The 14,042-nt window shown below is 56.8% G+C and carries 6 protein-coding genes; all 6 read right to left on the bottom strand.

Going from position 1 to position 14,042, the window contains the following annotated elements:
* Positions 1-143: 143 nt before the first annotated feature.
* Positions 144-3,977: a UvrD-helicase domain-containing protein gene (locus RJT48_RS16770; protein WP_311173483.1), complete on the bottom strand. Its 3,834-nt coding sequence runs from the start codon at positions 3,975-3,977 to the stop codon at positions 144-146.
* Positions 3,978-3,979: 2 nt separating this feature from the next.
* Complete coding sequence (locus tag RJT48_RS16775; protein WP_311173484.1) at positions 3,980-7,138, bottom strand: PD-(D/E)XK nuclease family protein; 3,159 nt, start codon at positions 7,136-7,138, stop codon at positions 3,980-3,982.
* A 269-nt stretch (positions 7,139-7,407) separates the two neighbouring features.
* Positions 7,408-8,652 (bottom strand): RNA-guided endonuclease InsQ/TnpB family protein, encoded by a 1,245-nt coding sequence (locus tag RJT48_RS16780; protein ID WP_311173485.1) that lies wholly within the window; start codon positions 8,650-8,652, stop codon positions 7,408-7,410.
* Between the two features lie 406 nt (positions 8,653-9,058).
* On the bottom strand, positions 9,059-10,252 hold the full coding sequence (locus RJT48_RS16785; RefSeq protein WP_311173486.1) for a hypothetical protein: 1,194 nt from the start codon (positions 10,250-10,252) through the stop codon (positions 9,059-9,061).
* A complete protein-coding gene (locus tag RJT48_RS16790; RefSeq protein WP_311173487.1) occupies positions 10,245-12,002 on the bottom strand; it encodes a DEAD/DEAH box helicase in 1,758 nt (585 codons plus the stop codon). Before RJT48_RS16790 ends, RJT48_RS16785 begins: the two co-directional genes overlap by 8 nt.
* Positions 12,003-12,056: 54 nt before the next feature.
* Positions 12,057-14,042 (bottom strand): DNA methyltransferase (locus RJT48_RS16795; RefSeq protein WP_311173489.1); only part of this gene is annotated, 1,986 nt, incomplete at its 5' end.

Raw genomic sequence — 14,042 nt, forward strand, 5'->3', positions numbered from 1 at the left:
CGTAGAGGGACCCTGTCTTGGTAGTTCAGCTTGCGAGAGTTTCCGTAAAAACGCAAGACAGCGCTCTATCAACAATGTGCTTCACAAGAGCGTTTCACTCAAGACGGGTATTCGCTTCGCTATCAGCGGGTACAACTCACGCTTTAGCGCTCAAGCGAGTCAAACTGTTCCCAGACCGCCTCGCTGATCTGCTTCCTCATCGATTCAATCTCATCAGGTGACCACTCAACGGCCCATGCGTCATCGAGCGTCGTGAACACGAGTGAAAACCGGACGCTACGGCCAGTCTCCTGTTGGTTCAACGCAATTGCATAGGCCTTCATCTGATTCTCGTAATACTCCGCGTCAGCTTCCAGTTCCTCAGGCGTGACATCACCTGTCTTGTAGTCGATGATATGGTACGCGTCGGGCGTGATGATCAGGTGGTCGATGAACCCCGAGATCTCCCCGCGCTCGAATTCTGCAGTAACGTACAGCTCGTCGTACTGGTACTCGACATCGACGTCAGTGGTTTGCTCGTCAACGTAGTCTATCCCGCGCTGGGCGTGGGTACTCACGCGGTTCTGGAGTTCGGGTGAGAGTGAGACCGTGGCGTCCTCGTCGACGAGCGTCTGTTCCATAAGATGCGGCCAGTGGGTTTCAGGCGGCCGCAGTTCGCAGAGTCGATGCACCATCTCGCCGAATACGCTCGCGTCGACGCCGTCCGTTTCGGCACTCGCTTCCCCTGCTGAACGACTTTCTGATTCGCTCTCCCCGGCTGTTGGTTCCTCTTCACCGTGTCGACTCTCCGGACTCGTCTCGCTATCGTCGGTCTCTTCGACGTAGATGGTCCCCGTGTCTTCGTCGAACTGGAGTTCGCCATACTCCCCGTAGAGTGACGCAAGGTCAGTCGCCGAAAACCGAAAGCTGACATCTGGTTTGGGCGGACGTGGTGACAGTTCAACGTCGAGGTCGATATCGGGATCAGGTTGCACCTGTTCGGCTGGCGGTGTCGGGAGCGACACGGTGTACGCGCCGTCACCGTACGTACGCCGGACGTGGGTATCGGAATCGAGGGCAGTACACACGTCCTCGGTGAGGAGTTCCGGCTGTACCCAGTCGCGCCAACTCGATGCTGACTCAGGATCCGGCTCCTCGAGATCCGTCATCGTTGGTTCCTCGGTCTCTCCAGCTGACTCGTGGAGGCCGCTCAGGAGCAGATGGTCTCGCGCCCGGGTGCAGGCCACGTAGAGCACGCGTTTCTCTTCGGCGCGTTCTTCGTCGCGACGGCGCTCACGAATCGTGTCTCGGGCGATCGTATCCACCATCTCGAACGGGTCGTCCGGGCTTGGTGCCTTCATCCCGACTGCGTGCTGGCCACCAATCTGTTCGAACTCGACCTTCCCTCCGCCCAGAGCCGCTTCATCCTTGAACTCGCGACCGATTCCCGGGACGACGACGAACGGGAACTCCATCCCCTTGGCGTCGTGGATGGTTAGGATCTGGACGCCCTCGCCGGTCGTGTCAGCTTCGCTCTCCCGGCCGCCAAGCTCGATGCGGCGTTCGATCCGACTCACAAGTGTCGTAAGACTCCGAACGCCATCGTCGCTCCATCCGCGAAGCTGTTCGCGGAACTTCTCCACGTTCGCCATCGCCTGCTGTGGACGCTCGTCGGCGGTGACACTCACCAAGTAGCCTGTATCCTCGAGGATCCGCGTCAGATACGCGGCCCACGACCCGTCGAATCCAGCGGGTTCCTCCTCGCCAAGCCCTGCCAAGTGACGCCACTCTTGGAGATGCTCATAGGCATCTTGGAGTTCCTGATGCTCACTCGTCGCGAGTGCGTCCCAGATAGAGTCGTCATAGATTTTCAACTGGGCGAGCGTGTCATCGGTGAGCCCGAATAGCGGCGACCGAAGTGCTGCGTAGAGTGCCCGTTCGTCACTTGGATCGGCGAGCGCCCGGAAGAGGTTCAACAGCGCGGTGATTTCCGTCGATTCGTAGAAGCCGATCCCGGACGCGACCGAATAGGGGACGTCCGCCTCTTCTAACGCTCGTTCGTACTTTGTGAGGTGGGTGCGGCTGCGGATGAGGATCGCAATATCGCTCGGGTCGATATTCCGTGGCTCCGGTGGTTCGTCACTCTCCTCTGCCTCTTTTCGACCACTCAGTCCGCTTTCGGTAGCGGGGTCACTCTCGCTACAATCATCGTTCGTTTCGTCTTCCTCGGGGTAGACCTGAAGTGGTTCAGTCAGTATCTGGGAGAGACGGGCGGCGAGCGCCATCGCCTCCAACTCTGTGTCGTGTTCCGGCTCGGCTGTGGCAAAGTCCGCGTAGTGATCGCAGTGATGTTCTCTGAGGTCGGCATCGGTTGGCACCGTGAGGTACTCCACAGTACCGAGATCCGCTGGATCGTCGCGATCGGCTGTCAGGGATTGGGGGGCCGCCTCGTAGGGCTCACCGTCTTCGTCGAAGATGGCCTCGAAGAGTTCGTTGATCGACTCCAGCACCGTCGGCAGCGTTCGGAAGTTCGTCGAGAGTTGGTCGTCGTCCTCGCTTTCTGTATCCGTGTTTCGAGCGTCTTGGGACACCTGCTCAAGAGTGGTGGCCGTTTCGCGGAACTGCGTGACGTCGGCGTTCCGGAAGCGATAGATGCTCTGTTTGACGTCGCCGACGACGAACACGTTCTGGGCATCGAACGTTTCCCCGTCGCTGGCCGTCAGGAGCTTGATGAGGTCCCACTGGCGTGGGTCAGTATCCTGGAACTCGTCGACCATCACGTACTCGAACTGCTCCCGTAACTCCTCGCGAATGTCGGCGTTCCCCGGTGCTTGAAGGAAGTCGACGGTATAGGAAATCTGATCGGTGAAATCGACAGCGTTCTGCCGATCTTTCCGTTCCTCGTACTCAGCAGCCGCGATTTGAGTCAGCTCTGCGAGCGCTTGGACGAACGGGAAGCTGTTCGATTCGATCTCCAGATCCACGTTGACGGCGTACTCCTCGGGCTGGAGCGTCTCGACCAGTGTCTCGAACGCGCCGTCGAACTCCGTCTTTCGAGGATGGTCTCCCCACCGGGTGTTGGCTCCCGTATAGCCCGCGTAGCGTTCCCCACTACCCTTGGTGAGATGCATACTGAGTTCCGCAATCGTCGACTGCTTGGCTCGGGATGGGGCCCCATCGTCGAATCCGACGTCAAGTCGATCAACGACCCCCTCCGCACGCTGCCAGGTCTGCCCCCCGGTCTCGATATCTGGGGGGTTCTCAACGAACTCTCGCAGGGTAGCAGCTGCCGCGACGAAGTCAGGGTGGGCAAGCTGCTCGGCGGCTTCATCCGGATCGATCGGATGCAAGGCCGACTCGACGAACGAGATGTATTCCTCTTCTGTGGCGTCCGCCCACCGGTCAGCCCACTCAAGACTCTCCGGTCGCTCGCCCAGCAGATCGGTCAGGACGTCCTGGAGCTGGCTCCGTGAGAACCGCCGGGCCAGCGTTTGCGTTGCCTTATGATTCTCGTATTCTTCGAGGACGCTACCAACCGTATCGTGAACCAGTGCGGTCGTCTCGTTTTCGTCCAGCGTATCGAAGCCAGGATCCACGGCGTCAATCGTCAGCGCGTGTTCGCGCAGGAGCCGAGCACAGAACCCGTGGAGCGTGTGGATGTACCCTTGCTCGAGTTCATCCGCAACCGTACGCCAGGCATCGAACTCCTCGACGTCGAGTGACTCAATGCGATCCGTGATTTCCGTTCGAACACTCTCCTCGAGATCGTTTGCTGCCCGTTCGGTGAACGTCGTCGTAAGGATGTGCTCCGGTAGCAGCTGGGCCTCACCAGTACCGCCGTCGGTTTGTTCCGCGAGCGACTGTTCGATCATCTCCAGGTATCGGGCGGTCAGCGTGGTGGTCTTGCCCGTTCCTGCCCCGGCTGTGAGAGTCACATTCCGGTCGAGGGCATCGACGGCCCGTTGCTGCTCGTCGGTCAAGTCCTCGTAGGAGACCATCGTTACTCCACCTCCACGACGTCTTCGAGATCGTGAGCCCTGGCTTTCAGCGGGACGTACGCTGACTCACCCCTGTCGTCGATTGCTTCGATAACTTCCTTCCGCTGGTGCGAGCGGACGTCACAGACGTGTGCGTAGTCACAGTATCGACATCCGGCGTCCGATGGATCGAGGACTGTCGGATGGAAGCGACCCTCTGTGATTCCCGAGGCGATTTCTCCGAGGCGTTGTGGGGTTGTCTTCTCGATGAATCGTCGGAACGCCTCGTGTGTCTCGAAGTATGGGTAGGAGTGACGGAGCAGCGGTGTGTCGACGTCGTCGCTCCCGTGATAGACTGCCATCTCCTGTGAGGTGAGGAGTCCGCTGCGAGAATTGACTGAACTCGGGGGCGAGACCTGGTAGTACGCGCCACCGACTACTTCGACATCGTCGAGTGCCTCTTCGGCCATCAACGCGTACAGCTGCAGTTGGAATTTCAGCCCGCTCAGCGCCTCACTTTCGCTGGGGATTGAGCTTCCAGTTTTGTAATCCCGAACGACAACCTGTGTCGGGTCTGTTCCAAGGACCGTCTCGACGCGGTCGATGAGTCCGTGAATGGGGACCGAGCCGTGTGGTGTTTCGATCTCTGCGGGGGCGTCGCTGAGTGGCGTGCCTGCGTCGTAGGGATTACCGATCCGGCCTTCGAACCACGTCGGTCGAGCGGTCGTCTTTGCGGGCTCGTCCGCCTCGTGGTCGAGGAATCGATAGAACAACCCCCGCGCAACAGGACGACCGTCCTGCGTCTTATGAGGCCCATAGTACGGATTCGTGTCCGGAGTTCCGAGTCCCGCGAGTACGGAGGTGAGCCATTCTTCCTGGAATGCTGTCTGGGCGCGATCGTCGAACGCTTCGTCAAGCCGCTCGAGGGCAATGTCGAGGAGCAGTTGTTGCCGCGTTTCGAAGTCGCCACCTGGGTGAACTGGATCGCTGTCCCCCGTCTGTAACGACAGGTAGTAGTGTTCGAGCACGTCGTGGATGTACGAGCCACGGTCGCTCGCGTCGGGTTCCCGCGTTAAGCGATCCGGCGCTTCGATGCCGAGAACACGGCGCATGTAGTACTTGAACCCACAAGCAGCATACGTCTCCAATCGACTCGGACTGTACGGCTCGCGGTCGTGCGTATCGTGAATCTTGGAGACGGTTTCCTCTGTGAGCTGGCCATCGTAGGGCGTCAGTTCGGGACCTGCTCGTGCCGCGGCGCAAGCAATACCAGCCTGAATACGGGCCTGTTGGATGGTGCTAACCGACCCGGCTTCGACTGCTTCAGTGAGTAGGTCGTGGACCCGTGCTTCGGATGTCTCGGGAAGGACGTCGCCGATTGCCCGCTGCACGTCTTCTTGGCAGCCTGGCTCGCTGTCAGTTGGCTCAGTAGTCACCTCCGGGAGATCGACAAGCCGCCGAAGTTCGGTCAGGATATCCGCTTCGACGTGCGGTTCACCACTAACACTCTGCTGGGAGATGGAGAGATAAATTGATGCTGTACTCCCGAGGAGTACGCTCAGGTGATACCGTGCCTCTGCAGAGACATCTGTCTGCTCGAAGTCGGGATGTGACTCGTAGATGGGTCGTGTGAAAGCGGTTCGCTCCGGATCTGAGGGGAACTGTGTCGTCGTCAGCCCGAGAACGTATACCTGTTCGAACTCCCGAAGGGTGGCTTCGGCGAGACTACAGACAACGACGCTCTCCTCGGGTGGCCGTGTGCTCTGCTGGATCGAGACGCCATAGAGCGCGCGCTCAAGCCGATCAACGCTGTCACCGATTTCGGGGTCCGCCAACGGTGTTGTAAGGGCGAGGGTCTCAAGGATCCGGTCGAGACGGTCACGAGCACGCAGTTCACGGTCCCGAAGTGGAGATGAGAGTTCTTGGTCACCTTCTAGTGCGGCTGAGACGCCGAGACGCTCAAGGAGGGCGTCGAGTTGGCCGGGGAGCTCATCGAGAGACACCTCTGACAGAGCGGCTGCATCCCGCGTCAGGGAGGTAACCGTTGCCGCGAGACTGTCGTCAACGTGTTCGAGAGTCGATTCAAGCCGATTTGTCTCTGCCCTAGCTGCCACCCGGGCGAGTTCGTGGTAATTGAGGTTCTCTCCCGTTTGCGTAATGGTGACTAGTGGGTTCGTGAGGAGATCGAGGAGCGTGTCGATGCTACGAGGTTCCCGTGCGAGTTGGCAGACTGTCTGGACGACATCGCCGAGGGCTGTTTCGGAAAGGGGAATCTCGGTCTGTAGATTGAACGGGAGTTCGTACATCTCGAAAGCTTCCCGTACTTGGTCAGCGTATTGAACCGGACTCGTGAGGACGACGCCGATATCGTCGGCCGACGTTCCTGTCGCGATTCGACTCCGGATATCCCGGGCGACGGTTCGGATCTCGTCGGGGACAGTTTCCGGTTCGGTGAGCGTCAGATCCAGCGCCGCCGCGTTGATGTCACTGGTCGACGGCGACTGGCGGGGATGCCGATAGAGACTGCGAGTGATGCGCCGTCGCGCTTCGAGAGGTGACGAGTCAGGCTCATCGTGGTGCTGTCGAACGAAGTCCAGGTCGGAATACGTCTCTAGCGCTTGTTTGGCGCCTGTGTCAACACCCGGGGCCGAGTCCTCGTCGATCTGTTTGGGGAGGAGAGCGATCGCCGGCCAGGTGTCGACGATTCGTTCGAGGAAGTCTACTTCTAGAGCGTCGAATCGCGTGAACCCACTGAGAACAACGGCCTCGACTGAGGGGAATACGTTTGTGAGCGATGTTTCTGCCGTGGTGGCGTGATGCATTCGCTCAGTACGGTATGTCTCCGGGAGTTCATCAGCTAGGAGTGTCTGTCGGGCAGATTCGATCTCTTCCGCCAGTTCGGCGACGTAGCCCGCGCGGTCGCTCACACCCTCCTGTTCGAGACGCTGTCGCATTGCGTCCGGTGAGAGCAGTCCAGCGAACTCCAGTTCGGTGAACAGGGTCTCGGCTTCCTGGACGAGCCCTGCTCGGGGGAACTGGTCGTCGGTGTTGAGTGGATTCGTCGACGACGAGATCTCTTCGACACCAAGCTCGACGAGTCGGAAGAGAAGCGGTCGGTCAACGTGAGTTACTCGGCCCTTGTACTGATCCTGTTCGTAGCACTGTGAAGCAAGATTGTCCAACGTATCGACACGGAGTCCTGCTGAGGGGCCACACTCCATCCAGCGATCTTTCGTTGCGTCCTCTGGGTGTTCCGGCTGACCAATGTAGAGAATACTTTCAGGCTGTGTTCCCACGCTCTCACTAAGAATATCGAATGCCTGTGATTCAAGCTCAGGTAAATCAGGCCCAGTAAGTAACAGCCGGCGAGACATACTCCATCCGTTACCCGAGCGAGGCATTAATGTTCGGGAGGAACTGGAAACGACTACAATAGTAAGCTAACCCACGGCTAAAGCCGCGGGCTTTCAGCGTGGTCTCCCGCTCTGGCCGAATCTTCGGCAGGAGGGTCATACTCTCCGTTCGCGTTCAGCGTCCCGCTGTTCAAGCGCACGCCTACGGGTGCGCCTCCACCGGAGCCAGTCTGGTTCCGACGGAGATACCGCAGACCGATGTTCTTCGCCGCGTTGTAATCCGCGTGGTTCTCGTAGCCACACTTCAGACACTCGAACGAGTCACTCTGGCGGTTGTCCGGGTGCGTGAAGCCACACTCAGAGCAACGCCGTGAGGTATCCGCCGGGTCAACCTGTTCGACGGTGATACCGTACTCGGCGGCTTTGTACTCGACGTACTCGTACAAGCGGTTGAACGCCCATTTGTGGCCCCACGAGGCACCAGTGCGTTCCCGAATGTCGGTTAAATCCTCGAACGCAATCACCGAACAGCCGTGGCCGCGGGCTTCGCTGACCAACTCGTTCGAGATACGGTGAAGCGTTATCTTGAACCGCCCTTCCTCTTTGCGTCCGACAGCCTGGATATTCTTATGTGCCCACCGCGTCCCGTGTTTCTGCAAGTCGCCACGGCGTTTCTCGTACTCGCGCCGCCAGTGGTCGAATTCGTCGCCCGTCCAGAAGGTGCCCGTCGAAGCAACGGCCAGATTGTTCACACCGAGGTCAACCCCGAGAACCGTCCCGTTCTCCGGTGTTGCCTGTTCCGACGTGTCGGACTCCACGTCCTTCTTGCAGTGGATGTGGAGCATCCAGTTGCCGTTGCTGTAGTGTAGTTCTGCCCCGGTCGTCTCGTACTCGTCCGAGAAGAAATATTCCGCGTGCGGCGTGTCTCGCTCCTCGTCGGGAAGCACGTAGTCGGCTTCGATGCGTCCGTCTGTGGTGGCGAGAGATATGGAGTCGTCGTGGAAGGTGGCGGTGCGGTGGTCGTAGACGATGTGCGGGCTGGTGAAGCGTGGCAGTGACGCTTTCTTGCCTTGCTTCCACTTCTTGACCACGCTCTTGCAGGCGTCGGCGGCCTTGTTTCGAGCGGCTTGGACGTGATTGCTGTGCAACGCCGTCTCGTCGCGCACGTCCTCGTAGGTGTCGTCGTGGAGCGTGGTCTTGCTCGTGGTGACGTATTCGCCCTCGAATGCGTGGCGTGTGACGTAGTTAGCCGCCCACAGAAACTCGTCTACGGTGTCGCGGAGAAGTACGGCGTCGGCACTGTCCACGTCGAGTTTGACTGGGACAGTGCGTCGCTTCTCCATACATCATACGGAGGTTTAGCGGTTCAAGAGTATTGGGGAGTCAGTCCTGTCGTAGTCGCCGTGTTGTCGCACGAAGCGTACGCGCTTCCTCCCACCGGTAAACGGGTGGGTTTCCGCGCTGTTACTGCTATTAAAATCTGCGATAGGCAGGAATCAGATATCCACTCGCAACGACTTCCGGCAAGATTATGTCCAGACGTAATCCACGCCGGAAGCTTGATCTATCTCCGAGCCTGTTAACCAACATTACGCTCGAACCCCTCTCACTGTTGGTTAATCGACTTAATCTCTCGCGATCGTCCCTACCGGTCTTTGATCTCTACGCCACGGCCGTGATCCGGTGATACTGGAATCCCATATCGGAGAGACTGTGGCGGTTACCGAGCGAACACACGTCTCACCAACGTTATTGACAGCTTTGACACCCAAGCCTTCCAGCAACCAAACTAATCGGATTCTCGGCTGAGAGTTGCGTGTTACAGTTCTCACAGTGGACTTCGTCGGTTACACCCGCACCGATAGCATACGGAGCACGCATCACGGCGGTTCGACCGTTGTCGGCCACAGTGAATTCGATTTCTCCGCGCTCATACGTCACAAGCGTGAACGCAGTGGGCTTGGTGTTCACCTCTAATGAGTGACGGCGATAGATTTCCTGTCGCTTCTGAGCGTACCCCTGTTCCTTCTCCTGCAGGAGCTCTTCTAACTCCGCTTCGAGATCTTCTTTTTCGGCTTTGAGCTCTTGGCGTTTCTCAAGTGCCTCTACACGTTGTTGCTGTGAGTCTGCACCGTCGACATCCGACGATAACTTCTGGAGACGGCTCGAGAGAGAATCTATTTCGGTTCGGTGGTCGTTAATTCGCTGCTCCTGAAGCTGCCGGTACTCTTCAAACTCTGAATCAGCAGCACGAGATGCTGACTGGCGAATCTCGTCGATCTCCTCCTGGACCCCTCCAACAGCAGCTTCCTGTCCGGCAACGATTGCGTCTGCCAGCTTCTCGGGAGCAACTGTCACGTCGCTCTGGTCACTCCCTACAGTTACCTCGTCACGCCAGCCGGATTTTGGGCTGAAAAACTCCTCAACAAGTATCTCTGTTACACCGGGGAGTTGGTCCTTCGATTCAACGTCGATCGTCACCGCTTCCAAGAACTGGGCCTGGTACTCGCTGACGGTTTCGACGTCAATGCGTACAAACACGCAGATGGCTGTGCGGTCATAGTACGGACTGAATGCTGCATCTTCGACTTCTACATCACTTTCTACAATCCATGGCGGATCCCGATAGTCGCCGTCAGTCATCGAGTCCGTCAGGGCGAGTTGCCCGACAGTAGCCATCGCTGCCGCTTCATCGAGCAGCTGTTGTGTGAATTCGCTCTCCGGCGTGAGTACGTAAACAGAATCCTCTGTCTCGTCTCGACGTTCACCATCCAGGGCAATCTCGAACTCGTGACGGTCGCTAAAATCGACGTCCACGTGGCTGGGTAATCGCACCTCCCACCGGGTTCCATTCTCACGGATTGCTGCACCGAGATCGTTCAGATACTCCCGAGTGAACGCTTCCAGCGCAGATTGCGTCACCGCGTGAGTCACATCAGTCATCGTCCGCCCCCAGATCGAAACTCTCGAAGACGCCGGTGTTGAACTCCTCCACCTTCTGAGAGAGGTTCTGTTGCTCCTCAAGATCGATCGCCATCGAGTCGAAGTCGTTCTCGAGCTCAATCTCAGAGTCGGCATTGGTGAGCCGTTCGAAGATCTCGTCTTCGAAGCTCTTCCCGGAGTCCTCGAGCCGGGTAAGAATCGTGCTCAGTTCTCCAACCGTCTGCTGGAAGAGATCGATCTTGTGGTAGAGACGTTCCAGCACGTATTCCTCGATAGTGCCTTTCAGGCCCATGTTGAAGACGTAGACCTTGCGCTTCTGGCCGATCCGGTGAATCCGCCCGATTCGCTGCTCGACCTTCATCGGGTTCCACGGCAGATCGTAGTTCACCATAATATTGCAGAACTGGAGGTTTCGACCCTCGTTCATCGCGTCCGTAGACACGAGGACACCACCTTCCTCTCGGAACTGATCCACGATGTCCTCCTTTTCTTGGCTTGAGTGGCCGCCATGGAACGCGTGAGTGGTATACCCCCGATCGTCCAATACTTGGAGGACCTGGCGCTGGGTTGCCCGGAACTGCGTGAACACGATAACGCGCCCCATATCGACCGTTTCACGGACTTCCTCGACGATATCGAACAGTCGCTCCTGTTTTGTAACCGTGTCAATCGCATCGATCTTGTCGAGGATCGTCTCGAGTTCGTCTCGGTGCGTTAGCTCGTTCTGTTCCTCGAGCTGTTTGAGGATCGTTTGTTCCAGCGCTGCCGGGCTGCTGACCACCTCCTTCTGGAGCAGCATCAGCACCAACTTCTGGCCGCTGTCCTGGCTGTACGCGCTTCGCACGTACTCCGTTACCGCCTCGTAGAGTTCTTTCTCCGCTGCGCTGGGCTCGAAGGTCCGCGTGTCGATGATACGGTCCGTGAAGTCGATGTCCGTTTCCTCACGGCGATTTCGGATCATCACCTGCCCCAACCGTCGCTGTAGCTCGTCCCGGTTCACGAGCGTCTCCTGGCCATTGTCGACGAAGTAGTGGTGGAACGTGTCTCGACTGCCGAACAGGCCGGGCCGCAGCAAGGAGACGATATTGTAGAGGTCGGTGAGTTCGTTCTGGATGGGCGTGGCTGTGAGGAAGAACGCGTAGTCGTAGGTGAGCTTGTCGATGAGTTCGTAGCGATCGGTTTCCTCGTTTTTCACGTAGTGGGCCTCGTCCATAACGAGGACATCCCAGTCGCGAGCGAGCACGGTCGCGCGGTGTCGGTCGCTCTTCGCGGTGTCGATGCTGGCGATGATGTAGTTGTGGGCATCGAATCCCTGGAACTCGTCGTCGTAGTTGCAGACGAACTCGAGCCCAAACTTCTCGAGGAGTTCTCCTTGCCACTGTTTGGCCAGCTGGGCCGGGGTGAGGATCAGCACCGAGTCGTCGGTCTCGCGGTAGTGCATCTCCTTCAGGATCATACCGACCTCGATCGTCTTTCCGAGGCCGACCTCGTCTGCGAGGAGTGCCTTCCCATCCATCTCGAAGAGGGCCCTGTGAGCAGCGTCGACCTGATGTTCGAGGAGTTTGACTTCCTCCTCGTCGACACGGGAGAGTGAACGAAGTTCCGTGTCTGGTTGTCCCGCAAGAAGACGATTTGCGACGACGGTCTGTCGGTGGAAGGAGAAATCTCCCACCCCAGACTCGTAGTCCTCAAGGATTTCGTCGGGTTCCTTGTGTGTGACCTCGATGTCAACGAGGTCTCCAATATTCATATCCGTTGGAAGACGAGTAGAGAGTAAATAAATTGTGAGAAAGACAGTACCGAACTACTCACCGAAGTCGGCTAGCGACTCATCTACGCCGAGCATTTTCAGATAGGTCTCATCACCGGTTGCTTCAGCGAGACCTTCACATAGTTCCTGTAACGAATCTGTATCCCACTGCTGGAGGTATTCAGTGGTCGATTTGTCCTCTTCGTATCGGTATCGCAGGAAATGTGCCCGGTCTAGATCAGTCAGGTCGCCGTTGCCTTCCTCAACCTTGGTCTGGACATAGGCCTGTCGTTGTTTGCTGCTCCAGTCGTAGAGTTCAAAGTCGCCACTCGTAGAAACGAGCTTCATGTCTTTCATTTGGTCTTCGGAGGCATCTGACCGTCGCAGAAGTTTACTCAAGTCGCTATATGCAGGATTGTTTTCCTCTAGCAGGTCGAGATAGACGTCTTGTTCGCCCACATCATCTTCCTGAATAATTCCGTAAATTTCCTGTACAACCTCTTTAGCTTTCATTTCGGAGCCCGCACGGCGAACTCTCCCGTGATGCTTCGAGTATTCTTGGAAGCACTTGCCCATCTCGATGACACCAATATCACCACTTTTTAGCTCTCGGTTTTCTTCCAGAGCCTCTCGAGTATCTTTGGCTGTCTTGTAGATACGCCGCCGGAGTGAGTTCCATGAAATTGGAATTCTATCCTCGAACGGACGAGCCACTATTACAATATCGAACGAGACCGCCTCTCGTGCTTCTATGAACTTGTTTAGATCAGAGTTGATCGGGTAGGTGGCTGTCACCTCAAATCCGTTCTCGCAGAGTGATTCGAGCAGCTCACCCCACGACTCTTCATCGCTATGGTGATATGTGAATGCTAGCGTCCCGTCATCCTTGAGTGCATTATTGATTACTTCGAGAGCCTGCCCCATCTCGTGTTCGAAGTCCTCGGCGGTCTTGTCAAGGAATGGGTTTGTTACGATGGAATCTGCGCGTGGTGTGTATTCACGGTCGAAGCCAGGATACTCATCTTCGAGTAATATCTTCTGCCAGACATAGAAGTAATCTGAGAGCTCGGAATAGATGATATTGTCGTAGTATGGAGGATCAGTAATTACGGCATCGTACTCATTCTCTATATCGAGCTCCCGCATATCTCCTTGCTTAACTTCTGAATCAATCCCGATGGGTTGTGCGAATCCGTCAGATTCGATCATTTCACCATCAGAGACATATCTATCGGTCGGCGTGTTGGCATATTCGACACCGTTAAGCAACTTCTCCCAAGTATTCCGGAAATTCCCCCTTCCGAATTCCGCACCCCAAACGTTGTTTTCCACAAAATCACGCTGTGGAATATATCCGTTCATACGGAATATCCCTTCCATGTTATTCCGGAGCTGGTTGTAGATCGAGAATGTGCTCTGGAACATCAAAGAGTCTGAGAACGCTAACAAGAGGTAATCACGTGCATCTTCCGATTGAACAGAATCGATAGATTTCAGAAGCTTCGAAAGAGATAATAATTGACGATCGGTGAATAAGTCGGTCCAATTTTCATAACCGTGATTGAATAGGTCGTGACCATCGTAGTTGACCCCTTCACGAACTATTGTGGTCGCCCCTTCAGGAATTTCTTCATCGGGAACATACTGGTGTAAATCTGTCCGAGTATTCCATTCCTGCCTTGCTTCTTCGAGGTATCGCTGATCCTCAGCCTCGGCCTGTTTGTAGCCTTTGTGTTCGCTCTTCTCCAGACCTTGATTGTCACATTCCTCACAGTAGTACTCAACGGCGTAGAGACGCTCATCTGGTTTTCCTTGCTCTGCTATCGCATCGGTTATTGCTTCTTTCTGCCCACACTCAGGGCAATTATAATATCCACCACGTGACACATGTCCCTCCTGAGGAACCCACTTATGTCGACATTCCCCACATTCGCTTTCACTCTTCCAGTCACTGACGACGGAGACTGCATCGCAGCTCGGGCACAGAACGTGATATCCCGGTTCGTCAGCATACCGTTCCTTGGCAATCCTGTAGTCTTT

The sequence above is a fragment of the Halobellus ordinarius genome, assembly GCF_031823395.1.
GTDB classification, from domain to species: domain Archaea; phylum Halobacteriota; class Halobacteria; order Halobacteriales; family Haloferacaceae; genus Haloquadratum; species Haloquadratum ordinarius.

Excerpts from the sequence above, each read along its gene's own strand:
- RJT48_RS16770 (WP_311173483.1), bottom strand. The coding sequence starts at position 3,977 with ATGGTCTCCTACGAGGACTTGACCGACGAGCAGCAACGGGCCGTCGAT.
- RJT48_RS16780 (WP_311173485.1), bottom strand. The coding sequence starts at position 8,652 with ATGGAGAAGCGACGCACTGTCCCAGTCAAACTCGACGTGGACAGTGCC.
- RJT48_RS16785 (WP_311173486.1), bottom strand. The coding sequence starts at position 10,252 with ATGACTGATGTGACTCACGCGGTGACGCAATCTGCGCTGGAAGCGTTC.
- RJT48_RS16790 (WP_311173487.1), bottom strand. The coding sequence starts at position 12,002 with ATGAATATTGGAGACCTCGTTGACATCGAGGTCACACACAAGGAACCC.